This window comes from Paenibacillus polymyxa (genome assembly GCF_015710975.1).
Classification (GTDB): Bacteria; Bacillota; Bacilli; order Paenibacillales; family Paenibacillaceae; genus Paenibacillus; species Paenibacillus polymyxa.
In genome coordinates this window covers 1,387,756-1,413,537 of sequence record NZ_CP049783.1, presented here as the reverse complement: position 1 = coordinate 1,413,537, position 25,782 = coordinate 1,387,756, and the positions used below count along the sequence as shown (strand labels likewise).

21 protein-coding genes and 1 riboswitch are annotated in these 25,782 nt (G+C 46.7%); of the genes, 12 read left to right on the top strand and 9 right to left on the bottom strand.

Annotated features, from left to right (window positions below):
• The first annotated feature begins 72 nt into the window (after positions 1-72).
• The 5 genes from G7035_RS06455 to nfsA all read left to right on the top strand — a co-directional run bounded on the left by G7035_RS06455 (position 73) and on the right by nfsA (position 5,627).
• Entirely contained in the window at positions 73-1,302 is a 1,230-nt protein-coding gene (locus G7035_RS06455) for a multidrug effflux MFS transporter (protein ID WP_019685926.1), read from the top strand.
• Positions 1,303-1,415: 113 nt separating this feature from the next.
• The gene (locus G7035_RS06450; RefSeq protein ID WP_017427194.1) at positions 1,416-1,766 is read left to right on the top strand and encodes a metal-sensitive transcriptional regulator; all 351 of its coding nucleotides are present in this window, start codon (positions 1,416-1,418) and stop codon (positions 1,764-1,766) included.
• Between the two features lie 55 nt (positions 1,767-1,821).
• Entirely contained in the window at positions 1,822-2,022 is a 201-nt protein-coding gene (locus tag G7035_RS06445) for a copper ion binding protein (RefSeq protein WP_019685927.1), read from the top strand.
• A gap of 117 nt (positions 2,023-2,139) precedes the next feature.
• Positions 2,140-4,596, top strand: coding sequence for a heavy metal translocating P-type ATPase (locus tag G7035_RS06440; protein ID WP_019685928.1), 2,457 nt, complete (start codon positions 2,140-2,142; stop codon positions 4,594-4,596).
• Between the two features lie 287 nt (positions 4,597-4,883).
• Positions 4,884-5,627, top strand: a complete 744-nt coding sequence (nfsA, locus tag G7035_RS06435) for an oxygen-insensitive NADPH nitroreductase (protein WP_013369076.1) — start codon at positions 4,884-4,886, stop codon at positions 5,625-5,627.
• Between the two features lie 176 nt (positions 5,628-5,803).
• Here the strand turns inward: nfsA and G7035_RS06430 are convergent, their stop codons facing one another.
• From G7035_RS06430 to G7035_RS06405, 6 genes are all read right to left on the bottom strand, one after another.
• On the bottom strand, positions 5,804-6,649 hold the full coding sequence (locus G7035_RS06430; RefSeq protein ID WP_019685929.1) for a TatD family hydrolase: 846 nt from the start codon (positions 6,647-6,649) through the stop codon (positions 5,804-5,806).
• Positions 6,646-7,596 (bottom strand): ABC transporter ATP-binding protein, encoded by a 951-nt coding sequence (locus G7035_RS06425; protein WP_019685930.1) that lies wholly within the window; start codon positions 7,594-7,596, stop codon positions 6,646-6,648. The genes G7035_RS06430 and G7035_RS06425 overlap by 4 nt, the downstream gene beginning before the upstream one ends.
• 46 nt (positions 7,597-7,642) lie before the next feature.
• Entirely contained in the window at positions 7,643-8,419 is a 777-nt protein-coding gene (locus G7035_RS06420) for an ABC transporter permease (protein ID WP_019685931.1), read from the bottom strand.
• Complete coding sequence (locus G7035_RS06415; protein WP_016818835.1) at positions 8,416-8,709, bottom strand: MTH1187 family thiamine-binding protein; 294 nt, start codon at positions 8,707-8,709, stop codon at positions 8,416-8,418. Before G7035_RS06415 ends, G7035_RS06420 begins: the two co-directional genes overlap by 4 nt.
• Positions 8,710-9,063: 354 nt before the next feature.
• A complete protein-coding gene (locus G7035_RS06410) occupies positions 9,064-10,107 on the bottom strand; it encodes an ABC transporter substrate-binding protein (RefSeq protein ID WP_019685932.1) in 1,044 nt (347 codons plus the stop codon).
• Between the two features lie 22 nt (positions 10,108-10,129).
• Positions 10,130-10,321, bottom strand: coding sequence for a hypothetical protein (locus G7035_RS06405; protein WP_019685933.1), 192 nt, complete (start codon positions 10,319-10,321; stop codon positions 10,130-10,132).
• Positions 10,304-10,413: riboswitch (TPP riboswitch) on the bottom strand. It overlaps the preceding gene by 18 nt.
• Before the next feature lie 269 nt (positions 10,414-10,682).
• On the opposite strand from G7035_RS06405, the gene G7035_RS06400 reads away from it, so the two are divergent.
• The 3 genes from G7035_RS06400 (at position 10,683) to G7035_RS06390 (ending at position 14,774) form a co-directional block, all read left to right on the top strand.
• Positions 10,683-11,117 (top strand): pyridoxamine 5'-phosphate oxidase family protein, encoded by a 435-nt coding sequence (locus tag G7035_RS06400; protein ID WP_019685934.1) that lies wholly within the window; start codon positions 10,683-10,685, stop codon positions 11,115-11,117.
• Positions 11,118-11,335: 218 nt separating this feature from the next.
• Positions 11,336-13,438, top strand: a complete 2,103-nt coding sequence (locus tag G7035_RS06395; protein WP_019685935.1) for a bifunctional 2',3'-cyclic-nucleotide 2'-phosphodiesterase/3'-nucleotidase — start codon at positions 11,336-11,338, stop codon at positions 13,436-13,438.
• 274 nt (positions 13,439-13,712) lie between these two features.
• Positions 13,713-14,774: an EAL domain-containing protein gene (locus G7035_RS06390; protein ID WP_019685936.1), complete on the top strand. Its 1,062-nt coding sequence runs from the start codon at positions 13,713-13,715 to the stop codon at positions 14,772-14,774.
• Positions 14,775-14,924: 150 nt separating this feature from the next.
• On the opposite strand, the gene G7035_RS06385 is transcribed toward G7035_RS06390, so the two are convergent.
• Entirely contained in the window at positions 14,925-16,016 is a 1,092-nt protein-coding gene (locus G7035_RS06385; protein ID WP_019685937.1) for a hypothetical protein, read from the bottom strand.
• 271 nt (positions 16,017-16,287) lie between these two features.
• On the opposite strand from G7035_RS06385, the gene G7035_RS06380 reads away from it, so the two are divergent.
• Positions 16,288-17,988, top strand: coding sequence for a glycoside hydrolase family 13 protein (locus tag G7035_RS06380; protein ID WP_019685938.1), 1,701 nt, complete (start codon positions 16,288-16,290; stop codon positions 17,986-17,988).
• A 72-nt stretch (positions 17,989-18,060) separates the two neighbouring features.
• Here G7035_RS06380 and G7035_RS06375 read toward each other — a convergent pair whose 3' ends face one another.
• Positions 18,061-18,828, bottom strand: coding sequence for an HAD-IIB family hydrolase (locus tag G7035_RS06375; protein WP_019685939.1), 768 nt, complete (start codon positions 18,826-18,828; stop codon positions 18,061-18,063).
• A 162-nt stretch (positions 18,829-18,990) separates the two neighbouring features.
• On the bottom strand, positions 18,991-19,788 hold the full coding sequence (gene pdaA / locus G7035_RS06370; protein ID WP_019685940.1) for a delta-lactam-biosynthetic de-N-acetylase: 798 nt from the start codon (positions 19,786-19,788) through the stop codon (positions 18,991-18,993).
• Positions 19,789-20,056: 268 nt separating this feature from the next.
• Between pdaA and G7035_RS06365 the strand changes: the two genes are divergently transcribed.
• The 3 genes from G7035_RS06365 (at position 20,057) to G7035_RS06355 (ending at position 25,729) form a co-directional block, all read left to right on the top strand.
• On the top strand, positions 20,057-21,079 hold the full coding sequence (locus G7035_RS06365; RefSeq protein WP_016818826.1) for a methionine ABC transporter ATP-binding protein: 1,023 nt from the start codon (positions 20,057-20,059) through the stop codon (positions 21,077-21,079).
• Complete coding sequence (locus G7035_RS06360; RefSeq protein WP_017427204.1) at positions 21,076-21,741, top strand: methionine ABC transporter permease; 666 nt, start codon at positions 21,076-21,078, stop codon at positions 21,739-21,741. The genes G7035_RS06365 and G7035_RS06360 overlap by 4 nt, the downstream gene beginning before the upstream one ends.
• 478 nt (positions 21,742-22,219) lie before the next feature.
• Complete coding sequence (locus G7035_RS06355) at positions 22,220-25,729, top strand: S-layer homology domain-containing protein (RefSeq protein WP_172494046.1); 3,510 nt, start codon at positions 22,220-22,222, stop codon at positions 25,727-25,729.
• Positions 25,730-25,782 lie beyond the last annotated feature (53 nt).

Sequence of the window (25,782 nt, the reverse complement as noted above, 5' to 3'; positions counted from 1 at the left end):
CAGATGAAATGAATGATATCATAATATATTGAAGTCATTATTTATATTTTAGTGAAAAGGATGATTATTATCATGAATCGGTTATCCAATACGGTAATGGTTGCCGCAGATATGACCAAATCACGAATATTATGGATTGCCTTTGTTCTGGGTGCATTAAGTGCCTTCGGACCATTGTCCATAGATATGTATTTGCCGTCACTGCCTACATTAGCCGACAATTTGCATACGACTACTTCGCTAGCGCAGCTTAGTCTGACAGCCTGTCTGTTGGGACTGGCCGTTGGTCAGATCGTTGCTGGTCCGCTTAGCGATGTGAGGGGTCGCAGAGGACCGCTGGTGATTTCGCTTATTCTGTACGCCGCGGCATCGCTGTTATGTGTGTTTGCTCCAAATATCGCTGTGCTCATTGCGCTTCGCTTTATTCAAGGGCTTACGGGATCGGCGGGGATCGTGATTTCCAGAGCAGTGGCCCGTGATCTGTACTCGGGCAAAGAATTGACACGCTTTTTCTCACTGCTCATGCTGGTGAATGGTGTGGCTCCCATTGCTGCACCTGTGCTGGGCGGTGTCATTTTGAATTTTGTTTCCTGGCGCGGTGTTTTCATGGTGCTGTGTGTAGTTGGTGTGGCCATGCTAATTGCCGTTGTATTGGGTCTTCCAGAAACGTTGCCAACGAACCGTCGGTCATCCGGTGGCTTGAAGCAGACGCTGGGAACACTCGGTCATCTATTTGCAGATCGGCGCTTTATGGGTTATGCCCTCTCGCAGGCACTGATTACAGGGGCGATGTTTGCGTACATCGCTGGCTCGCCTTTCGTGCTTCAGGATATTTTCGGGGTTTCTCCCCAGACGTATAGCATCATTTTTGCAGTGAATGGTTTGGGGATTGTACTGTTTTCCCAGTTGACGGGTAGACTCGTGGGTCGATTTAGCGAACGACAATTGCTCTTGTCAGGTCTGATAATTGCGGCTGTAGCCGGGATCAGCTTGCTTACCGTAGCTTTTACCGGAGGCCAATTGTTAGCTGTATTAATTCCGATGTTTTTTGTCGTATCCTGCGTAGGTATTGTGAGTACAACGACGACTTCACTGGCCATGCAGAGTCAGCAGCGTTCCGCAGGCAGTGCGTCCGCCATGCTTGGCTTGCTGCCTCTATTGCTGGGCTCCATCGCTTCACCGTTGGTAGGCTTGGGTAGTGGAACAACCCCCGTACCGATGGCGGTTGTTATTGCTATAGCTGAGCTGGGTGCGCTGTTAAGCTTTGTTGTACTTGCCAAGGAAGCACGCTCAAAAGTGTGAAACAAGGCAAAATGGTGACATTTTTTAGGAATGTTGACATACCCCGTGGGGGTATATTATGATGGGGTTATATTAAATGCATGAGTGCATTACACCACACAGGAGGCTGATGTATGGCTGAGGAGCAACCTGTTTCCCACACTGAAGTCCACGGGACTCATTGTGGAACAGATGGGGAGAAGACAGTTAGAAAAAGTCATCATTCGGCGGAATTCAAGAACAGCCTTGTATCTCGGTTAAACCGTATTGAAGGGCAGGTACGCGGGATTAAGGGCTTGATTGAGAAGGACACTTACTGTGACGATGTGTTGAACCAGATTGCGGCTGTTCAGTCGGCACTGAATGGTGTCGGCAAGCTACTGCTGGAAGGGCATATGAAAAGCTGTGTCATTGAGCGCATGCAGGCAGGAGAGCAAGAAGTGATTGATGAGCTACTAATTACGGTTAAGAAGCTAATCCGTTAAAAGTAGCAGATATACACATTATGGGTATGGACGTACCCTTGAGGAGGAAACGAAAATGGCACAAGTTACATTGAACGTAGAAGGCATGAGCTGTAATCATTGCGTGAAAGCCGTAGAAGGAGCTTTGGAGAAAGTAGGCGCTACCGGCAAGGTCAGCCTCGAAACGAAACAGGTAAGTGTAGAATATGACGAATCCAAGCTGAGTGTTGAAGCTCTGAAAACAGCCATTGCAGACCAAGGCTATGATGTTGTTTAAGATTAAGGTGCTGTATGATTCGTGAACAGATTTGTTCGAAGAAGAAGCTTCCATGTTAGGAGCTTTTTCTTTTTGAACACAATATACCCCACTGGGGTATGTAGAAGGAGGACTACCATGGAAAACCGCGCGACCGACGGTGATAAGCATACAACGCTTCATATTACGGGGATGTCCTGCGCAGCCTGCGCAAGCCGTATTGAAAAAGGTTTAAACCGAATAGACGGAGTGGCGCAGGCTAATGTGAATTTGGCATTGGAGCAGGCGTCTATATCCTATGACCCCAAGCAGGTGGAAATCCCTGAATTCCGCGATAAAATTGCTTCTCTTGGTTTTGGAACTGTGAGTGAAGAAGCCAATTTGAATGTGACGGGCATGACTTGCGCAGCCTGTGCAGCTCGAATTGAAAAAGGATTAAACCGAATACCAGGCGTAACAGGTGCTACGGTTAATTTGGCGATGGAAACAGCTCATGTGGAATATTCTGCTGGGAGTACTACGGTTAGTGATCTGGTAAGCAAGATTGAACAGCTGGGCTACGGAGCGATCCCACAGAGTGCTGAGGACAATATTGCGGATGTTCGCAGTAAGGATATCCAACGTAAAAAATGGAAGTGGATAATATCGGCAGTGCTGTCGCTTCCGTTATTGTGGGCGATGGTGGCTCATTTTTCCTTTACCTCATGGATTTATGTACCGGAACTGTTCTTGAATCCATGGTTTCAACTTGTACTGACAACACCCATTCAGTTCATCATTGGATGGCAGTTTTATGTGGGCGCGTATAAAGCGCTTCGCAACGGCAGTTCGAATATGGATGTGTTAGTTGCACTGGGTACGTCTGCGGCTTATTTTTACAGCTTGTACCTTACCCTGCGTCCGTCTGATGTCATGGAGGGAATGGCGGGAATGCCTGTCATGACCATGCCAGAGCTGTATTACGAGACAAGCGCGGTACTCATTACGCTTATTCTGGTCGGTAAATGGTTCGAAGCGGTAGCCAAAGGACGTTCGTCTGAGGCGATCAAGAGCTTGATGAACCTACAGGCGACAACGGCACGTGTGGTACGTGATGGACAAGAGCTAGATATACCGATTGAACAAGTGCGTGTGAAGGATATCTTTATTGTGCGTCCAGGGGAGAAAATTCCCGTCGATGGTGTAGTCGTGGATGGGCGTTCGGCAGTGGATGAATCCATGTTAAGTGGCGAGAGTCTTCCGGTTGAAAAAGGAGAGGGTTCCCCGGTCACAGGAGCCACGCTCAATAAAAACGGAGTACTTCGTATCCAGGCTGAGCGTGTGGGTGGTGATACGGCGTTGGCCCGTATTATTAAGGTCGTGGAAGATGCGCAAAACTCCAAGGCCCCGATTCAGCGGATTGCGGATCAAATCTCGGGTATCTTTGTTCCCATCGTAGTTGCTATTGCCGTGATGACGTTTCTCGTCTGGTTTTTCCTTGTGACACCGTCTGATTTTGCAGGATCATTGGAGAAAATGATTGCAGTTCTCGTCATTGCTTGTCCTTGTGCGCTCGGATTGGCTACCCCAACGTCCATTATGGCAGGATCGGGACGTGCCGCTGAGTACGGTATTTTGTTCAAGGGCGGCGAGCATTTGGAAATGACCCGTTCCGTCAACGCAGTGATTTTGGATAAGACAGGTACGGTTACGAACGGCAAGCCAGAGCTAACGGATGTTATGGTTGGCGCAAGCAGCCTGGCTGAAACGGATTTGCTGCGATTGCTCGGTGCGGCAGAAAAAAGCTCGGAGCATCCGCTGGCAGAAGCTATTGTAAAAGGGATTGCTGATCGAGGTATTGAGCTAGTGAGCCCGACGGATTTTGAAAATATTCCGGGTTATGGTGTGAAGGCCTCTGTGGAAGGCAAGCAGGTATTGGTGGGCACACGCCGGTTAATGAGCAGGGAAGGCATCGCGATTGATGACTCAACCGAGCAGCAAATGAATGAACTGGAAGGCGCAGGGAAAACGGCGATGCTTGTCGCTGTGGACGGTTCCTATGCCGGATTAGTGGCCGTCGCGGATACAATTAAAGAAACGTCACGAGAAGCTGTTGCCCGTCTGCGGGCGATGAACATTGAAGTCATCATGATTACGGGTGACAATGAAAGGACGGCGCGGGCCGTTGCCGCCCAGGCGGGAATTGAACGGGTGCTGGCGGAAGTGTTGCCTGAAGGAAAGGCCGAAGAGGTAAAACGACTTCAGGAACAGGGCAAGATCGTAGCCATGGTCGGGGACGGTATTAACGATGCGCCGGCGCTGGCTACAGCTCATATAGGGATGGCAATGGGTACGGGTACGGATGTGGCCATGGAGGCTGCCGATATTACGCTCATGCGTGGTAACCTAAATAGCATTCCGGACGCGATCGAAATGAGCCGGCGGACCATGACAAACATACGGCAAAATCTGTTCTGGGCGCTCGGTTATAACGTGATCGGCATTCCGATTGCTGCTTTAGGCTTTCTTGCTCCATGGTTGGCGGGAGCGGCCATGGCATTCAGCTCTGTTTCGGTCGTGCTGAATGCGCTGCGTCTCCAGCGCGTGAAGCTGTAAATGTTTTGATGTATTAGGCAGACGCATACTGCTGGATATTTGTAGCGAGATCATTTTGTAATTAGAGCAAGTACACACAATTTTAGCTTTGTGCGTACTTGCTTTTTTGCTAAGTTTTTCATTTGTGTAATCCATGGTGCCATCTTTCATCGCGTCAGGTTGCTTATCATTGGCGAAAGTTTCATAATATTTGTAGGAGTGCCATGCAAGTATGCAAGAACCTTTTCGTGTACTCACAGCTTGAAGCAGATAAAGAGCTTATATTATGGATTAGGAGTGAAGCCGTCATGAATGATACGATTTCCTTGTTGATGAACCACCGGTCTGTGCGAAAATTCAAGTCAGACCCCATTACCGACGAGCAGCTCGCAGCTATTGTGGCAGCTGGCCAAATGGCATCCTCGTCCAGCAATGTGCAGGCATATACCGTTATTGCCGTTACCGAGCCTTCCTTAAAAACAAAACTGGCCGAGTTGGCAGGAGGGCAGGCTTATGTTGAGCAATGCCCTACATTTCTGGTGTGGTGCGCAGACCTGTATCGTTTGAAGCAGGTGACGATTCATCATCAGCCAGGCCAGCCTTCCTACGAAGGGTCCGTCGAAAATTATACGGTTGCAACCATTGATGCCGCGTTAGCTGCACAAAATGCAGCGGTGGCCGCTGAATCACTCGGCTTGGGCATCGTTTACATCGGGGGCATTCGTACTAAAATAGCAGAGGTATCCGAGTTGTTAGGGTTACCAGAGCTGGTATATCCAGTGTTCGGTATGTGCATTGGTGTACCGGATCAGGAAACGGGCTTGCGTCCACGACTTCCACTGTCCGGTGTTTTGCATATGAATGGTTACGATAAAAATCAGACGATGAAAGCTGTAGAGGTATACGACCATACATCAGCTGAATATCTGAAGGAACGTACGGGCGGTCAACGCTCTACACCTTGGTCTGAGCAAATGGCGACGAGATTGACCGAGCCAGCGCGTTTGCAGTTGAAGCCATTTTTGGAACAGAAGGGTTTCTTGAAGCAATAAAGTGGAGCAACGTCAAAAAACGTTGCAATGGATGAGCTGCATTTGAGCAACACGTGTATGTAAAATTACAAGAACCTCCTTAATTACGCATGATAAAGTTTCGCGTATATAAGGAGGTTCTTTGCTTTGACTACAAGTTATGGTTGTGAGCCTTTTAGTAACTAGCTGATATGCCTTTATGAATTGGACAGGGAGTAGAAGCGGCTCGTATTATCATAAAACAATTGACGGACAGTAGCTTCATCTTGACCGGTCAGCTTGCTATACTCGCGAATGACCTCGGCAGTCATCCGTGGATGTGTCTGCTGTCCGGTAAAAGGGCCCTCGAATGGCCATGGGCCGTCTGTCTCTGCCATGACCTGATTAGACGGATACTGTCTTGCCAAACTGCGGATTTCTTCTTCGTACAGGAGATCCGGTGTGAAGGACACATAATAGCCATTACGGGCCATACGTTTGGTCGTGGCGGCAGAGCCCTTGAACCAGTGAAAATGCGCTTGCGTAACGCCGTGACGTTCCAATAGGTCGCAGGCCATGTCTGCATCTTCATAAACGGCGTGCAGCACGATGGGCTTGCTATGCTTGCTTGCAAACTGGATAAATCGCTCCAGTAGTGCTATATAGGGAGCGAGGTCAAAAGCATCTCCGCTGCGTGAGGCTTCCAGCCGATTGTAATAGGGCAGGCCGACTTCACCTACCGCAATCATTTGTTGTACATGTTCGTCCATCCAATCAAACAACAAGTCAAGCTCGGCTTGTGGTGGCAGAGCCTGTTCTGGATGAAAGCCGAAGGCTGGACGTACTAGCCCGGGCCAACGCTCAGCCAGGCGCAGGTTGGCTTGATTGGAGGCGAGATGCATGGACACGGCTATAATGGCTTCTACATGGTTGTCGGCAAGCGAAGCGAGCAATAGCTCTTGTTGCTCAGGCGGGTAGCTGTCTACATGAATGTGCGCGTCGATTAAGGGAGCAGTTGCTGCTGCGTTCAATCTGAATGCAGAGTGCAGGTTCCAATCATTCATAAGAAATTTGCCCCATCGTTCAGGGTGTTTTTACGAGCACTTTCAGCGGTGTCCATATCGCCATCCAGTTTGTATTTTTCCTCACGCATCCAGCCAGTCATTGTCCGCTTCCATTCCATAAAGCGTGGATCGAGGGTGATTTCTTCCCTACGCGGGCGAGGAAAAGGAACGTCTACGACATGCATCACTGAAGCAGGTCGCGCTGACAGCACATAGATGCGGTCGGAGAGCAACAGCGCTTCTTCAATGCTGTGGGTAATGAACAGCACAGAGCGGCGGTTCTTCTCCCACATCCGCAATAACCATTGCTGCATGTCTGCACGTGTCAGCGCATCGAGTGCGCTGAACGGCTCATCCAGCAGCATTAATTCCTGTGGGCTAAGCAGGGCACGAAGAAAGGCCGCACGTTGCTGCATGCCACCAGATAACGTATGCGGATACGCCTTCGCGAACTTGCCCAGCCCAACCTGCTCAAGCCATTGCAAGGCTTCTTTGCGTCGTTCACGTTCGCTGACGTATCGGGACTCTGCTACTGCATCCTTTCGCGGTGCATTTTCCTGCCCGAGTAGTATGTTGTCCAGCGTGGTGCGCCACGGGAAAAGGGCGGGCTGCTGCGGCATATAGCTAATATGACCGCGTTCACTAGTCACGTCCTGTCCATGCATATGAATACGTCCCTGCTGCGGCTTGAGCAGCCCGCCGATGATGTGAAACAGCGTGCTTTTGCCACTGCCTGACGGACCGACGAGGGAGACAAATTCTCCCGGCTTGACGGTGAGGGACACATTCTGCAGTACAGGCAGTGTGCTTCGTTTTTTCTGGAAGGCGAGGCTGATCCCGTCCAATTCCAAAGCAGGAGGGGCAGGCGTGATTACCTGCGGTTCCCCGGCTTGTTGCTGCTCATGAGCCATGTGTGGTGATGTCAAGTCCGTCGGATGCAGACTCATATGTGCCACGTCCTTTCATTAATGCTTTAATGCAAATATGTGGAGGCTATTCTTGATCGGGTTTCCAGCGCACCAACCATTTCTCCAGTAGTAGAATAACGACAAACATCAGTAAGCTGAGTGTAACAATAATCCCGATAGCGGCAAAAATGAGATCCGTACGATAGGCAGATTTTTGCAGCAACATATAATATCCAATTCCTTCACTGGCCCCAATCCATTCGGCAATAATTGCGCCCATCACACTGTAGGTAGCAGCGATTTTAATGCCAGAGAAGACTTGTGGCAGGGAGTGTGGCAGCTCTAGTTTTAGAAAAATAGCCCGGCGGCTTGCACCCGACATCCGCATGTAGTTCATCATCATACGGTCTGTCCGTGTCAGCCCGTCCATGGCTGCTACAGCCACGGGAAAAAAGCATACTAATGTAATGACCATAAGCTTGGGCAGCACGCCAAAACCGAACCATACCATGAGCAACGGACCGAGGGCGATAATCGGAATGTTTTGGCTAAGGATCAGGAGCGGGTACAGAGCAGATTTGAGAAAAGGAATCGTATGGAGAATGATGGCGATCAGCAGTCCTGTTGCTGTCCCTATAGCAAATCCCGCAAGCGTCAGGCGAATCGTAGCCCATGTATGGGCACCAAGCAACGCCGACTGCGCCATACCCTCTTTTACGATTAGGGATGGAGCTGGCAGCAGCCAGGATTCAATATGTAAATAGGAAACCGCTCCCTGCCAAGCCGCTAAAAAGAAGAGGACCGCCACAAGGGGCGGCCATACGCTTTTCCACCAGGATGCGTTCTTGCCTTTCGGATTCATGGGCGATACTTCTCGGTCAGCTTGTTCATGCTGATGCCCTGTGGGTTATGTGCAATTTTGATCTGTGAAATGACGCTGGGACTTCCAGCTTCCGTCAAAGCCTCGTGCATTTCTTTAACCACTTTCAGCAACTCGTCGAGCTCGCCCTCCATGGTCGTATCCAATGGATTCACCTGATGTTTGACACCGGAACGCTGGATGACCTCAATCGCCTTGTCTACATAGGGGTAAGAGTCTTCGTTATTAGGTGTTTTAGGGATTACTTGAATGCTGAGCAGTGTATTAGCCATGTGAATTTCACCTGTCCTTTATTGTTTAAGTTATTAGGAAAATAAATTGGTTTAAGGCGGGGAGACCGCTTCGCGTTTCATTTGATCTTACGATCGCTGTTGCCATGGGATTCTTTGAATTAAATTTTAAAGGTAAGAATCCCCCTGAGCGTATGCTTCCGAAGCTAGCTTTCCTAAAGAAAGCTTCAGGCGAACGCTTCGCTTTTCCAGATTCAAATGAACCGCTCCGCTACCAACCGCCTTAAAAGCACTTTAGTTTTTTGATAGGTTGTGTGGCATTTTTACACACAAAGCGCGTAGTGGCGCTTCGTTCACTTCTCTAGTCCAGTCTTATTTAGCGATTTAACAAAATGATCAACGCTTGGGCAAGAAGTCGTTTGTGAAGGCCTTATCGACTTCCAAAGATTTGCTGAGCAGCTTGCGTTCATACATCCAATCCGAGTAGTTTTGCCATACCTCTGCTTTTTGTAAGCCCCATTGCGTGGCATCGTCTTGATAACGCGGGCTTAGCCATTTTTGGCTAGCAAGTACCAGTTTTTTGTCCAGCTCTGGCACAGCTTTAGTTAAGATATTCGCCGCTTCTTCTGGATGGGCGATAGTGTATTCATAGCCTTGTGCGGTAGCATCCATGAACGCTTTGACTAGGTCAGGATCATTTTTTATCGTCTGTTCATTACTCACAATTACAGGTGTATAGTAATCGAGACTTTTGGAATAATCTTTTACATACAGCATATCCAAGGGCTCGCCTCGAAGCTCGGCCTCAATCCCGGTCCATGCGTAGAAAATCCAGGCAAAGTCAATATCCCGCTTCACGGCTGTAAAATAGTCTGCATTGCCCATATTGACGATTTTCACTTTGCTCACATCACCTTGGTCTGAATCCATGATGGATTTCATGACCGCTTCTTCTACAGGAGAACCCCAGCCACCGTAGCTTTTACCCTCGAAATCTTTCGGGCTTTTAATTCCGCGGTCTACCGGAGCTGCGAAGCCAGAGGTGTTGTGCTGAATCACCGCAGCGATGGATACGAGCGGTACGCCTTGGATGCGAGCCTGAGTGATGCCTTCTTGATAGCTGATACCAAAAGGTGCAGCATTCGAAGCAACCATTTGGTCGGCTCCCCCTGAACCAGGTTGAACAATTTGGACATTTAAGCCTGCTTTTTCGTAAAATCCTTTGTCCTTGGCGACATAGAGTCCCGTGTGATTCGTATTGGGTGTCCAGTCGAGCACGACTTTAACATCTTTGAGCCCCTTTGCCGAGGTAGACGTTGAAGTGTCGGCAGCAGGAACCTCCTTTTGAGATGTAGGGGGATTGCCGCCGCAAGCGGTCAGAGTCATAGCCATGAGCCACAGACTGATCAGACCCAGGCTTAACATTTTCATGCGCTTCATCGTTGTGTTCTCTCCTTTTTAATTACCCGTTATCCGTCCAATCAGACAGTTTATATTCCCCATTTTCACAAAAATCACATCTGCCGGAAGCAATCTTTCCAACAACTTTATCTTCAACAAAAAAAAGCGTCCCGAGATTCCGGGACGCTTGCGCTTGTATATACCAAAGTAAGGGATGTCCTGTTTTAATAAAAGGCACATCTTGCTTAAGCATTCCTACGCTGGCATTACCCAGATCAGGTTGTAAGGGTCAGTGTCTTGGGACACACTCTCAGCCGGCCGATTCCAGCACCCCTGGCATTGTATGGTTTAATGGGTTCGTTTATTCGGGTTTACTACGACGATTATATGCCTTGAAAGCGGGTCTGTCCAGCTTTGAGGAAGCGCTCACGGTTCATTTGTCGAACGACAGGGTACACTTTTACTGTGAGCTTCGATCTGAAAATGAACATGAATCATTCAGATCTGTTCCGGTCATGTTATTTTCAGAACAGCTACACTGTATGTTTAGGAGAGCTGGTGCCAAGTGGCATAGCCCTATAGAATTCTAATTCGTAAAAAGGAGTTGTTGTACTGTGGGTAAAACGGAGACACTGGATCGCAGTCAGCTGGAACAAGCCATTGTGAAGGCTTTGGATAACAACAAATTTTGCTCGTTAGGTACGGTAGAGGGCGGAAAACCGAAAGTACGCTATATGGCCCTTTTTAACGATGGAATGAACATTCATCTGGCGACGGATCGCAAAACACATAAAGTGGATGAGCTAAAGGACAATCCGAATGCTTATTTGCTGCTGGGCTATGAAGTGGGTGGCACGAAGGAAGTCTTGGAAGTGGAGGCTACCGTCCAGATTACAGCTGATGAGGGGTTACGCAAACAAGTGTGGAATGATTCTCTGAAAAAATGGTTTTCCGGACCAGATGATCCCGATTATGTCATTTTAGACGTCAATCCAACTCGTATTGAGTACGTGGGTCAACAAACGGAGCGCCAGATGTGGACGAAATAGAAACAATATAAACGGACAAGCCAGTAAATTTCCAACTTTTTCAGGAGATTTACTGGCTTTTTTTATACGAGAAATAATTATTTTTTCATAAATATTTTAAGCAAATGACTACTCTTTTGTCTGGCGTTGGATTAAAATAGGAATGGTGGGTTCAAAGCTTACATATATGTGCAAAAGTATGTATATGAGGCATACACCTTAATGAGGAGGGATATATTTTGTTATTTCGTAAAAATTGGTTTAAAGGGTTTACAGCAGCAGTTGTAGCTTGTAGCCTACTGGTGTTTTCAGCCGCTCCATCCTGGGCAGCTAGCGACTCTCGCGATAGCGCTACGGTGAATTTGCGGATCATGGAAACAACGGATATTCATGGAGCACTGATGAATTATGATTACTATTCAGACAAAGAAACCAACGAATATGGCTTGGTTAGTACAGCTAGTTTGATCCAGAAAGCACGTAGTGAAACAAGAAACAGTATGCTGTTCGATAACGGTGATTTGCTGCAGGGCAACCCATTAGGCGATTATATGGCCCGCAACAAAACCTTTGAGAAAGAAGGCGGCGTCCATCCAGTCTACAAGATGATGAATTTGATGGGCTATGATGCGGCTACTGTGGGAAACCACGAATTCAACTATGGTCTCGACTTTTTGGACAAATCGCTCAAGGGCGCTGACTTTCCTTACGTAAATGCGAACGTTTATGTTGATAAAGGGGGCGAAGCTACTAAAAATTATTTTACCCCTTATCAGATTCTTGATAAAACAGTAATGGATGAGAAGGGCGAAGAGCATACACTCAGAGTGGGTGTCATCGGTCTGGTAACCCCCCAAATTATGCAGTGGGATGAAGCTAATTTGAAAGATAAGGTCGTTACAAAGGATATTGTGGAAACAGCCAAAAAGTTTATTCCGCAAATGAAAACAGAAGGGGCTGACATTATTGTTGTGCTTGCACATACAGGCTATGAGGATGTGCCGCAAACGCCAATGATGGAAAATGCCGTTAAATATTTGAGCAAGGTAGACGGGATTAACGCGATTCTGTTTGGGCATGCTCATAAATCTTTCCCAAGCTCAGATTTTAAAGATATGAAGGGTGTAGATTTGGATAAAGGAACTATTAATGGCGTACCAGCAGTAGAAGCTTCATCGTGGGGCAAGGATCTGGGCATTATTGATCTGAGCCTGGAAAAGAAAAACCGTGAGTGGAATGTAATCAACTCTCAGTCTCAAGTACGTCCAGTTGTGAGTACCACCAATCAGACTGCGCAGTTTATTCCTGACTTTAAACTGGTTGATGCAATTAAAGGAGAGCATCAAGGAACGCTGGATTATATCCGTCAACCTGTCGGAACAACGACTGCACCGATTACCAGCTATTTTGCATTAGTGCAGGATGACCCGTCCATTCAAATTGTGACAAATGCACAGAAATGGTATGTTCAAAACCATCTTAAAGGAACCGAATACGAAAATCTCCCCGTATTATCGGCAGGCGCTCCATTCAAAGCCGGTGGTCGCAACGGTGCCGAGTATTATACCAACATTCCTGAAGGTACAATAGCGATTAAAAACGTGTCCGATCTGTATGTGTACCCGAACACGGTTCATGCTGTAGAAGTTACTGGTGCTGAAATTCAGGAGTGGCTGGAGTGGTCTGCGGGTCAGTTCAACCGCATTGATCCTAGCAAAACTGAGGAACAATCGCTGATCAACAAAGATTTCCCAACCTACAATTTTGATGTGATTGACGGTGTGAATTACCAGATTGATGTAACTCAGCCTGCACGATATGATGCCAAGGGAACTATTATTGATTCTTCAGCCCATCGTATCAAGGATCTGCAATACAATGGGAAGGCTATTGATCCTGCACAGAAATTTATTGTTGCGACCAATAACTATCGTGCTTCCTCCTCCAAACTGGCTAACCCAGATGGCAAACGAATTGTGATGGCAGCACCGGATGAAAGTCGCCAAGTCGTTGTTGATTATATCCGTACGAACGGAACGATTAACCCGTCAGCGGACGGCAACTGGTCTATTGCTCCTTTTGGTCAGGCCAAGGTTACTTTTGAGTCCTCTCCTGATGCCAAAGACGTGCTGGCCGGAAATCAACAAATTTCATACTTGAGCAACGCGGCAGACGGGTTTGCCAAATACAGCTTGAAAGCTGGCGCTAAGCCTAGTGCAGCAACGACCTCTGTGAAGGAAGCTGCGGCACCTGCGAAAGCAACCGCGAAGCCAGCTGTCAAAACGACTAAACCTGCGGCTGCAAAACCGGCTATAACAACGAAGCCAAAGGCGTCCAAGTAACTTGGGATTTTAGTCTCCACTCCATAACAGAATGAAGCAGTAAGTCTCTTTAAACAAGAGATTTGCTGCTTTTTTTGATGCCCAATACAATAGTACCGTGTTTATTATGAGTGTAAAAAAGGCTTTGTTTTTGTCGAATATGTACTTAAGTCCTAAGTTGTTGTTCGGAATAAGCTTATTTTTTGTCAAAACACGTAATTATATAGTACTTTTGTTCTAATTGTTTGTGATATAATGGTGAAAAAACCGGGAAATTGTTCCGAGGAGGACCATTATGACTTGCAGCAATTGCAGCATCATATTACCTATTAAGGATCAAGGATTGCTGAAAATTAGGCATTCTAGGGTGTCGCTTACTCCAGCATTAGAGGGCTTGGGTATGCTATCGGAACAAATGAAACCAGAACATTGGTGTGAGGATAACATCGTGTTTCGCTACGACAGCCGTTCACAGTTGGAACAGTTGGTTAACGGACTGGCTCGTCTGCCGCAGGAGTGCTTGGACCGAATGCAAGTTGTGGTGACTGGTTTGCAACATGTTGAGGGATTTGAGGACTGGCTTTTATTTAGTCAATTGCAAGCTCGACTGCAACATCCGGATCTGGTGAGTATTATTAAGAATCAAAACTTTACCAGCCATATGCAACCTATTGTTGACTACAAGCTGAATATCATAGGCTTTGAGTTTTTGCTGCGTCCATCACAGCCCGATAAGTCTTTTCAGCCTTTCCGATTGTTTGAAGTTGCTCGTGAAGCTGGCTTGCATGCTCATTTGGATCGCTCGGCTCGTATTTCCGCCATTGAAAAAAGTGCGACATGCCTTCCGACGGGAATTAAACGATTTATTAATTTTCTCCCTTCAACTATTTATAATCCGGCTTATTGCTTGAATCATACCTTTGAGACAATTGATCGGCTATCCATGAATACGGAGGATTTTGTGTTTGAGGTCGTAGAGACGGAAGAAATAGACGACCTGAATTTTTTGCATCAAATCTTTGAACAATATCGTACACGGGGAGTTTCGGTGGCACTGGACGATGTAGGGGCAGGTTATTCTACGACAGAGCTTATGAATTGCCTCCAGCCCGATTATGTTAAAATTGACCGCAGTATAATTGATGGCTGTCACAGTAACAGTGATCAAAAACGCCAAATTACTGGGATAGTGGAATCCGCTTTTCGTTTTGGTGGTCAGGTGTTGGCTGAAGGTGTAGAGCAAATGGAGGATTTTGAATTTTGTCGTGATGCAGGTGTGTCGCTAGCTCAGGGTTATTTGTTTGGTAAGCCGGAGCCTACTCCACCATCCAATTTTATACTTAGTAGAGTAGTGTAATCTGAAATAGCGTATTCTATAAAGAAATCGACACAAATAACCCGATGATCTATGGTCACCGGGTTATTTGATTTTTTTAGAACAACTACATCTTAATTATATTCTTTGCACTATTGAGGCGACCCATGTGTCCATCTAATGTTATTACGATTATAGTGTGATCACGTATAAACCCAGCGGAGTAGTCGCGCTACCTGCAACCATGAAGCTAAGAGAATAGCTCGACTGGCCAGACGGGACGCGGATGTCAGTCAGTCGGCATACCTTGGTATTATCTTGTAGCAAGGGGATACCGTATACATGACCATCTACGCGTACAGACCCGGCGAATGCACCTCCACGTGGATTAGCGTAGATTCGTACGGTACGTACCTCACTACTGTGATTAACGATAGGAATGGTTGCGTTATATATTGTTCCGAATTGTCCGCGATTATCAAGCGCAGGCCCCAGCTCGCTGCGTTCCCCTGTAAACAGAAGATCTGCAGGAGTTTCGCCGTTCAGCTTCTTAGTGGCACATGCTCGGTAGTTGGCGCTTTGCCCTACTACATACTCCGGCATACGCGCATTTGTTTCAGAAAAGGACCATACGCCCCGTGGATGCGCCTGTGGCGGGGGTACAGGGGGGAGCGCATCCTCATGAATCTCGCGCAGATCAGTCTGCGTATCTTTGCTGACTACGGTGCGAATCACATAGTCCAGCGTACCGTGGCCTTCGGCATATTCTACCGTGAGGTCATAGACGAATCCGGCCAGTGATCCTTCGGGTAGCTCAAATTCCTCCAGCAAGGCGGTGCCTCTGCCAAATTTGTGACGGTCTACTGGCTTCAGACGTTTCATCGTACCCGCCAAACAGCTTTTGGCAATAGACTGCCCAACATCAATAATCCAGTTGCCATCCTCAGGTACAATCTCCAGGGCACGTTCAATATGGCGTACTTCCAGGCGGGCCGTGCTTTTATTCTCTATGGTGATGCCCAGTTTAACAGGGCTGTCGATTTTGTTATAATGCCAGCCGAAAATCCGGTGCTTGACTGTCCGGGTGGTGGTGCGAACCACATCATGCCACAAAGTGGCTTGCTCGGTAGGTACCGTCACGTGGGTAAGCGTCTCCGGGTTATCACTAAGCATCAGGCGGCGTGTTCCCCCCTCAGTGGCTGACTCCACATCCACATGGATGTTGGGCGGGATCACAGCTGACTCCACAATTAAATCCTTTGGCTCCTTGGGCCGAAAGTTCATATCAATTCCTCCCTAAATTCAAGAATGGCACCGCTTTTGGTTCAAGTATATGGGTAGTTCATAAATATAGGTAACGCCAAGTCCATGTATACAACCTGTTTTTCAAAAAAAAAATTAAAAAAACATATCGTAGGCTATAGCAGCTCTGCTTGTGTACCTAAGCAAGCTTACAAGTCCCTCATTTCCCTGCACCGACGATTCGCATACAGGTATTGCGTGTATGTTAAGAGCATAAGCTATTGGATGTACAGAGAAGATACAGGAGGGAAACATGCCTAAAAAAATATGGTGGAAGGAAGCTGTTGTTTATCAGATATACCCGATCAGTTTTCAGGATTCTGACGGAGACGGAAAAGGGGACCTGCGCGGCATTTTGTCTCGGCTGGATTATCTGTCTGAGCTGGGTATTGATGTGATCTGGATTTGCCCGATATATAAGTCGCCCAATCACGATAACGGATATGATATTAGCGATTATTATGCCATTATGGATGAGTTTGGAACGATGGAGGATTTTGATGAACTCCTTCATCAGGCGCATGAACGAGGTATCAAAATTATGATGGATTTGGTATTAAACCATACGTCGGATGAGCACCCGTGGTTCACGGAGTCACGCTCGTCCAAGGATAATCCGAAGCGGGACTACTACATATGGCGAACAGGCAAAAATGGCGGATATCCGAACAACTGGGAATCGTATTTCTCCGGTTCTGTATGGAAATATGACAAGCTTACAGACGAATATTACATGCATCTATATTCCGAGCATCAGCCGGATCTGAACTGGGAAAATGAAGAGATGGTGGGTGAACTCTATCGTATGGTGGAATGGTGGTTAAAAAAGGGAGTCGATGGCTTCCGCTTTGACGCCATTGCCCATATTGTCAAAGCCGAAGGACTGCCGGATGCGCATAATCCTGACAAACAAACCTTGGTGCGTGCCTATCAGCTCTTTTCCAACCTTGAACAAGTACATGTACTTCTACGGATGCTGAACGAAAAGGTACTGGAGCGTTATCCCTTAATGACGGTTGGTGAAACGTCCGGTTTAGGGCCAGAGCAGGCACTGGATTATGTGGGAGATCAGCGGCATGAGCTGAATATGGTGTTTCAGTTTGAACACATGTTTATTGATGCCCAAGGGTTAGGAACGGAAAAATGGAAGTACAAGTCGTGGACGCTGGTGGAACTGAAAAAAATAATGAGTAGTTGGCAGACGGTGCTTCATCAGGAAGGATGGAATGCCAATTATCTGAACAATCACGATCAACCGCGGGCTCTCTCGCGTTTTGCGAATGATGGCCAGTACCGTGTGGAATCCGCCAAAATGCTGGCAACCTTCACACATATGCTTGAGGGCACGCCTTATATTTATCAGGGTGAAGAGATTGGGATGACGAATATTGCCTTCCCTTCGATTGATGATTACCGGGACGTAGAAACATTGAATTATTATGAGCAGCAACGAAAGATCGGTGAGCCGGAGGAGCAGATTATGGCCGCGATCTGGCGAAAAAGTCGGGATAATGCACGCACTCCCATGCAGTGGAATGCCGGACCTGCAGCCGGATTTACCGATGGAGAGCCGTGGATGAAAATTAATGATAACTACAAGCACATTAATGCAGAGGCGGAAAGAAATAATCCGAACTCGATTTATCACTATTATCGCAAGTTGATTGCTCTGCGCAAACAACATGAGGTCATAGTCTATGGCGAATACAAGCTGTTGTTGCCACTTGATACAGAACTGTATGTATTTGCGCGCATGCTGGGACAAGAGCGTTTGCTAGTCATTCTGAATTTTTTTGACCGTGATCCAGTGTTCCACTGGCCCGACGGTGAGGAGTTTCCTATCGCCAAGGCGGAGCTGCTTCTCTCCAACTATGAACCGGTAAAAGGAGAAAATTTGCACGCTTTGAAGCTGCGCCCTTATGAAGCTAGAGTGTATAAGTTAACCTTAAAATAAATGTTCGTTATCCTTAAGATGATAAAAAGAAGGGGAGGCTCATAGAGAAGCCTCCCCTTCCTTAGCGTTGGACTACACAGTTACTGTTTCAGCCAATTCGCGTATTTTGGCGATAATCCGTTCTTCTTGATTTTCTCCCTCATTAGGAATAGATTCAGTCGCGTAGGCAGCCAGTTCAGCATGATGGTGAATCATGACGGCATGGTGTGCCTCTTTGAACATTGGAATATCATTCGCATCATTACCAAAAGCGATAAATTGACGAGGCTGCACACCTAGCTTCTGAAGCGCGTTCCATTTATGGATATTCTGTGGGCTAATGTCCAGTACCTGTTCATTGCGGTGTTGATGAATGACCACACCCAGCGGTAGAAGCTTAGCAGCCAAGCCTTCCATATCGTCAGCAGTTAAAATGAGTATTTTTACAATAGATTTCAGGGACGCCAAAGGCAGCTTTTGCGCCAACTTGCTAACATCCACATTGTTGAGTATGGGATGATCAACTGCGCCTGTATATGCATAATCCCACTCACTGTCAATCAGGTAGGTGGCTTGGTGCTCCTCTAGCAGTGTGAGTAGAGCATTCTTTACTTCCGGAAGAAAGGACTCTACGTATTTTACACTGCCTTTTTGGGAGATCATTGAGCCGTTACCACCAATCAGGGTGTAGTTGTGAAAGCGTTCAGGAAGTACGGGCAGCATGTCGCGGATTGGTCGTGCCGAGGCAAAAATGACTTCATGTCCCGCTTGAGTCAATTGTTCCAAACAGCCTGCGATCTTATCCGACACACACTGCCCCTTAAAGCAGATCGTCCCATCCAAATCAAATACAAAGTGCATAATATATGTACCTCCAAAAAAGTGCTATCCAAATCGTTTCTTACGTCATTATATCAATGACCTTTCTTATTCGTAAACTAATCAGCCCGATTCACACAGTCTGCTAGGGCAGATGTGGATCGGGCTGATGACGGTATTGAGTCATTAAGTTAGATGCTATTTTTAATGATAGTGCTTAACTTTAAGATCATCTAGGCTTTTGAACTCATATCCTTGCTTGCGTGCCTCGTCAATGATCGAGCCCAGTGCCTCGGCATTATCCTTGGATACAGAATGGAGCAAAATGACCGCTCCAGGGTGAAGCTGCTGCATAACTTGACGATAGGCATAGTCCGTCCCCTGCTGAATATTCGTGTCCCAGTCCTTGTAGGCTACCGACCAGAACACACTCGTATATCCGGCTTCTCGACAGGATGCCAATGCTTTTTCATTAAAAATGCCGCGCGGTGGTCGGACATATTTCATTTCCTTTTGCCCGGTCAGCTCTGCAGATGCAGTTCGTACCCGATCCAGCTCAGATCGAATCTCTGCCGAAGAAATGGTGCTCATATCAGGATGGCTCCATGAATGGTTTCCGATGATATGGCCTTCACTCGCCATGCGGCGCATCAAATCTGGTTGGTCTTTTACAAAATGCCCAGTAACAAAGAAGGCGGCCGGAACCTTTTTTGCTTTCAATACATCCAGTACCTTGGGAGTATATCCATTTTCGTAACCGTTGTCGAAAGTAAGAAATAATTCTTTCTTAGTCGTATCCCCCAAAAAGATGCCGCCTTGTCTTTCAATCAGGTGCATAAAGCCTTCTTGTGCGATGGAGGGCAGCTCGCCTCCTTTGCTTTTTTTAAACCCAAAATGATACGGTTGTCCGTCCACAGCTTGGGTAGCTGATGCCGATTCTCCCATAACTGTGGACATTCCCATCATTGCAATGCATAGCCACAAGGTTAATATTCGCTTCATCTATGTTCCTCCGCTTCCGCCCCGGTTCGGGTAAGATGTGTATACTTCGGCATATTCCATACCATCTGCAATATCATGTTCATTTATGCAAAGAAAGAAATGCTTGCACCAAACTTAAAACACATATTGACATCAATATAAAATCGAAGTAGTATACTCTATAAAACTTACTAAAATACTCGGATTTAATTCGAGTATTCATGCCATAGGAAAGAAATCAACTCAGAGAGATCTTACATACTTGATGGAGCGGAAGGAGTTAGGAGCTATGATTGAACTTAGGAATGTATCCAAAACCTATGTAAGAAAAGGCTTAAGCATTCAAGCGTTAAAGAATATAAATATCACAGTAGATAAAGGAGATATCTTTGGTTTTATCGGATTTAGTGGTGCAGGGAAAAGTACGCTTATCCGTTTGGTCAATCGTCTGGAGAAAGTAACGACCGGTGAGGTTCTTGTCGAAGGGGAGAGCTTAAATGCCTATTCGACCTCCGGGCTGCGAAAAGTAAGGAAAAAGATCGGAATGATTTTTCAGCATTTTAATCTGCTGGAATCGAAAACAGTATTCGAAAACATTGCCATTCCATTGGTGTTGCTCAAGCGCAACAAGCGGGAAATTGAGAGGCGTGTAACAGAGTTGCTGGCATTCACAGGATTATCGGATAAGGCAAATAGCTATCCCAGCGAGCTTTCCGGCGGGCAAAAGCAGCGTGTCGGGATTGCGCGGGCGCTTGCGAGCAACCCGTCCATTTTGCTCTGTGATGAGGCAACCTCGGCACTTGATCCGCAGACCACGCAGTCTATTCTTGATTTGCTTCGCAAAATCAACAAGGAATACAAGATCACCATCTTGATCATTACCCATGAAATGTCGGTGATTCAGCGGATTTGCAATAAGGTGGCCGTCATGGAAAAGGGAGAAATCATTGAGCAGGGCAACGTGCTGGAGGTATTCGGACAGCCGAAGCATCCAACGACGCAAAGCTTTGTACGCACAGTTATTCACGATCAAGTGCCGGATAGTGTGCTGCAAACGTTCGAGCAGCAAGAGTCGCAACGCATCTACAAGCTGGAATTTATCGGACAGGCAGCTTCCGACCCAGTGGTTCATGAATTGATTCGGAAGCACGATATCCATGTGAACATTTTGTTTGCCAACATGACGGAGATTCAAGAAACGACGATTGGCTATATGACACTTCAATTGCGCGGTGAGCAGCATGCCGTTCAGCAGGCTGTTGATTTTATCAAGAGCAAAGGGGTTCATATTCAGGAGGTGGAAAGTCTATGATGATTACAGGAACCACGATAACTTGGGATCAACTGTGGGAAGCTTTGTATGAATCTATACTTATGGTCAGCATATCATTATTTATTGGTGCTCTGATTGGTATCCCTATCGGTATTTTACTCGTCGTCACCCGTTCAGGCGGAATTTTGGAGAACAAATGGCTGTACAGTATTTTAAATCCGATCATTAACATTGTTCGTTCCTTACCGTTTATTATATTGCTAATCGCGATCATTCCGTTAACCCGTCTGATTGTGCATACATCCATTGGGACCAGTGCGGCAATTGTCCCCTTAATTATTTATATAGCACCCTATATCGGCAGGCTGGTCGAAAATTCGTTGTTGGAGGTCAATCCGGGAATATTGGAGGCAGCAGATGCGATGGGGGCGACTCCGTTTCAGGTCATTCGATACTTTTTGCTGCCCGAGGCATTCAGTTCTCTGATTTTGTCGTTAACGACAGCCGCCATTGGACTGATTGGTGCAACGGCTATGGCTGGTGCGGTCGGCGGCGGCGGCATTGGCGATCTGGCGATAGCGTATGGCTATCAACGTTTTGATACGTTAGTTATGCTCATAACCGTCGTCATTCTAGTCGTGTTTGTACAAGGGGTTCAATCCTTGGGCAACCTGCTCTCTCGCAAAGCACGCAGGGGTTAATGAACAAAACGGATATTCAACATATGTAGTTGGCATGTTAGGTTTTAGCATTATTCCATTATCCAAGAGCATCCTCGCTCACTATGAGCAAATTGCAAATATTTAGATTTCACCTCCTCATTTCTGATCAAGAACGCCCTATATCAATGGATAGGGCGTTCTTGTCATTTCTTATATTAGAACGGTCATAGTCATTTTCTACCGCCTCACCCATCCTCGCTAGTTCTGTCTAAATAACCATTCGCAGCAATAAATTAAATGAATACAAGCAGATTAGGCCATGTGTAGTTAGCTCCAAGTCAAGCAATATTCTATGAAACACGTTGTATAGGTCTAATTGTTCAGAATCGGTTCAGTGGGATTTCATATAATTCTTTTAGCATAGTTCCTTGGTTGCATAAATCGTAGAACTAAACATGACTAAAGCCTTTGATATAACAGGATATATGCCAATAAATAGCGTCTAGGAGTGAAAATATTGAAACTTGTAAATCGAAATAAATGGATTGCATCTGCAATGGTGCTGGGGATTGCTTCAGGCTCCATTGTATCTCTGCCTTGGATGGGTGGCGCCCAGACTGCTTATGCAGCGACAGCAGATACGCAAAGTGAAACTGGATTTGTAGCACAAGCTCGCACTTTGGGTTTGATGACAGGTGGTAATCAGGGCGATTTTATGGCACAAAAGAATTTGACCCGCGCCGAAGCGGCTAAGATTTTGTGCAGTCTGTTCCAGTTGGAAGTTAACAATCAGCCGCAAACTTCTTTTATGGACGTATCCTCGGATGCATGGGGTGCTCCCTATATTGAGGCTGTACGTGCAGCCGGGTATATGACAGGCAACGGAGAACTGTTCCGTCCGGGGGATGCCATTACCAAGGAAGAACTGATCGTATCGCTAGTACGCGCAATGGACTTGCAGGATGCAGGTAATGCGGACGCACAGCAAAATGCAGTTCAGGTAGCTCGCAATTATGGTCTATTATCAGAGGATGCTTCTGCAACAGATTTGAAAAATCCGTTGAACCGGGAGAGTGGTGCGGAAGTATTTGTTAGCCTGTTGGATCATCCAGTAGGGGAAGTGAAATCAGAGGGCAATACGGTTCGAATCGGAAATATCCCTTACCAGCTGGAAGGATCTTTGCAAGGTTTGTTCGGTGAAAATAATAAAGCGGTATTAAAAGGGGCAAAAATCGATCTTAACCGTAATTTGCGTACACTCACAGGTGTAAATAAGCTGGAAATTAACGCAGACGGTGGCGTATTTGACGGTAAGGGTGTGTCTTTTGATGGACGCCTAATCGTCAATGGTTCGGTAACCTTGAAAAACATGTCCTCCACAGGCGTATTAGAAATCAAAGGCTCAGGTACCCAGCCGGTATCAGCCATTTTGGAAAATACGACATGGTCTGGTGTTGAGCTTGGCTCTCAAGATGCACAATTGACAGCAACCGGGACGACAAAGATTGACAACTTGACGCTGAAAAATGATGCATCGATCGTGACCGAAGGTAATGCCGCGATTAGTCGTGTTTCATTGCAACAGGGACTTGGCAAGCTGTTGGTTAACGGTAGTATTGGTTTGCTGGATGCATCTCAATATGTGGGCGTTCCTTTTATTACGTTGGCTAAGGGAGCAGCAATCAGCCAGCTTAACCTGCCGGAACAAAAACAGCCACAGGATGTTATTATCAACTATAATGCGATGAAAGAAGCTGTTAGTCTCGTGAATGGTACGACGAAATCGTCCTCTACTGGAGCGGTTGTCACGGATACAGACAGCAAAGATAAGAAAAAACACAACAGTGACATTATCAGCGTAGACCGCAGTCGGCTGGAGACAGAAGTCCATGCAGCCAAAGAACTGCTGGAGCGTGCAGGCGAGGGTGGAACGGATCAAGCACTTTACCCAGCCGGAGCGAAGGAAAACCTGTCCATAGCCATCCATCAAGCTATGCTGGTACTAAACAATACAGCAGCTACACAAGTAGAAGTAGATCAAGCGCTCAGCACATTGAAACAGGACGTTTCTGTGTACACAGCCTCAGCCACAGAACCGGTGATTGGAACACAGGAATTAACTAGACTGATTCAGTTAGCTTCGACTACCCTTGAACAAAACCGAATGATTGGTGACGAATTTCCGCCTCACTGGGATGACTCACTAAGTCAAGCGATTCGATTTGGCAACAATGTGTTGGAAGGGAATGCGCCTCAGAACATTGTGGATCGGGAAGTAGAAAGCTTGGGTCGAGTAATCAAGGTATACAAAGCATCAGTAAAACTCAGAGATGCCTATCTGCATTTTCTCGATGTAACGGATCGTGTGGAGAATTTGAAAACGGACAAAGCGCGTTACAAGTCCATAGTGAGGGAAGGATCAAAAGTATATCTGAATCCATTATCTACAACTGAGCAGTTGGAGGAATGGACACAAAAAATAGAAGGTGCCACAGAATCATTCCTAGCACTGCAAGCAGCGGACTTCTCAGTGCTTAAAAATACTTTACAAGAAGCGCAGGTTATCTACGATCAGAGTGGTTCTCAAAATACTGAACTAGACAACCTCATTCAGGAATATACAGAGAAGATGCACACCGCTATGACGCAGCTGGATGTATTGAACTTGAACATGGAGCTGAGTCAAAGGCTTACGGTATTCACTGCGCCAGTGTCTGCTACAACACGGGAAAAACTGCAGCAGTTGGTTCAAGATATTCAACTCAAACTGCTGTCTGATCCTGTGGCTCGTAATTACTTGAATACGGAAATGACGCTTTTAGATCAACAAACAGTACAAGCCCACTTTGCACTCATTATGCCGTTTACTCCTGAGGAACAATTGGTGATCTCTTATAATCAATTAAGTCAGGCTAAAGGGACCTATATTGAAAAATATAACGAGAAAAGGCTACAATTGAGAAACGAAGTCATCGAAATGCAGACAGCGATCAATGGAATTTTGGCGCAAAATTCAGGAGCGTTAAGCGCTGAAGCTCAGCAATCCTTGTCTTCTGCTTCAGAGCATGCCTCCATCTTCTTGGGGTTGTCCAGCTTTGAATTGCAAGACGTTGTTCCCGTATACGAGGAACTGCAACGGGTACAGAGCCAGTATGCTGCACCTATAGCGGTGGATACTATGTTGTTGAATTACAATATCAATTTGGCTAATAATGAAGTTTTGATGTTCGGCCGTCATTATATCGAGCAAGATAACGAAGAACTTCAAGGGCAAATTAATCTGGCAAGCCTTGTGCTTAATAATCCAGATAGCACACAACTGCAGGTAGACCAGGCTAACACAGATTTGATTACAGCGTTTGCGAACTACCAATCCAAATGGATCGTAACTGATCTTGATGTCAATGAGATTAAGAACATTGCGAACAATCTGCTTACAGTAAATGGTACAGATCCTACGACGGTCTACTTTCACAGAGTAGTGGATGCATTCAATCGTCTGGACCCGTATTATCCTATGCCGGAAGTTAAGAAAAATTATATGAATCTGGAAGATGCGATTCAGGAGTATAAAGATTTTATAGACAGCCAGCAACAAAGCAGTGGTGGAGCAACGCCGCCAAGCGATAGCAACGGAACAGGAAGCGGCGACAGCAGCGGTGGAGCAACACCACCAAGCGATAATAGCGGAACAGGAAGCGGCGACAGCAGCGGTGGAGCAACACCACCAAGCGATAGCAGCGGAACAGGAAGCGGCGAGAACAGCGATGGAGCAACACCACCAAGCGATAACGGCGGAACAGGAAGCGGCGAGAGCAGCGATGGAGCAACACCACCAAGCGATAACGGCGGAACAGGAAGCGACGACAGTAGCGGTGGAGCAACACCGCCAAGCGATAGCAGCGGAACAAGCAGCGACGACAGCAATGGTGGAGCAACATCGCCAAGCGATAGCAGCGGAACAGGCAGCGGCGACGGTTCAGGGTCGATTCCTGGCGGTGGCAATGATGACGGTTTGATTCCTTAATAGGAAAAGTTAGGAACTACAAGGATGTATAGAAGGGGACGATTCCGCACAGA

Coding starts and splice junctions, on each gene's coding strand:
- G7035_RS06455 (WP_019685926.1), top strand. CDS start 73: ATGAATCGGTTATCCAATACGGTAATGGTTGCCGCAGATATGACCAAA.
- G7035_RS06450 (WP_017427194.1), top strand. CDS start 1,416: ATGGCTGAGGAGCAACCTGTTTCCCACACTGAAGTCCACGGGACTCAT.
- G7035_RS06445 (WP_019685927.1), top strand. CDS start 1,822: ATGGCACAAGTTACATTGAACGTAGAAGGCATGAGCTGTAATCATTGC.
- G7035_RS06440 (WP_019685928.1), top strand. CDS start 2,140: ATGGAAAACCGCGCGACCGACGGTGATAAGCATACAACGCTTCATATT.
- nfsA (WP_013369076.1), top strand. CDS start 4,884: ATGAATGATACGATTTCCTTGTTGATGAACCACCGGTCTGTGCGAAAA.
- G7035_RS06430 (WP_019685929.1), bottom strand. CDS start 6,649: ATGAATGATTGGAACCTGCACTCTGCATTCAGATTGAACGCAGCAGCA.
- G7035_RS06425 (WP_019685930.1), bottom strand. CDS start 7,596: ATGAGTCTGCATCCGACGGACTTGACATCACCACACATGGCTCATGAG.
- G7035_RS06420 (WP_019685931.1), bottom strand. CDS start 8,419: ATGAATCCGAAAGGCAAGAACGCATCCTGGTGGAAAAGCGTATGGCCG.
- G7035_RS06415 (WP_016818835.1), bottom strand. CDS start 8,709: ATGGCTAATACACTGCTCAGCATTCAAGTAATCCCTAAAACACCTAAT.
- G7035_RS06410 (WP_019685932.1), bottom strand. CDS start 10,107: ATGAAGCGCATGAAAATGTTAAGCCTGGGTCTGATCAGTCTGTGGCTC.
- G7035_RS06405 (WP_019685933.1), bottom strand. CDS start 10,321: ATGCTTAAGCAAGATGTGCCTTTTATTAAAACAGGACATCCCTTACTT.
- G7035_RS06390 (WP_019685936.1), top strand. CDS start 13,713: ATGACTTGCAGCAATTGCAGCATCATATTACCTATTAAGGATCAAGGA.
- G7035_RS06385 (WP_019685937.1), bottom strand. CDS start 16,016: ATGAACTTTCGGCCCAAGGAGCCAAAGGATTTAATTGTGGAGTCAGCT.
- G7035_RS06380 (WP_019685938.1), top strand. CDS start 16,288: ATGCCTAAAAAAATATGGTGGAAGGAAGCTGTTGTTTATCAGATATAC.
- G7035_RS06375 (WP_019685939.1), bottom strand. CDS start 18,828: ATGCACTTTGTATTTGATTTGGATGGGACGATCTGCTTTAAGGGGCAG.
- pdaA (WP_019685940.1), bottom strand. CDS start 19,788: ATGAAGCGAATATTAACCTTGTGGCTATGCATTGCAATGATGGGAATG.
- G7035_RS06365 (WP_016818826.1), top strand. CDS start 20,057: ATGATTGAACTTAGGAATGTATCCAAAACCTATGTAAGAAAAGGCTTA.
- G7035_RS06360 (WP_017427204.1), top strand. CDS start 21,076: ATGATGATTACAGGAACCACGATAACTTGGGATCAACTGTGGGAAGCT.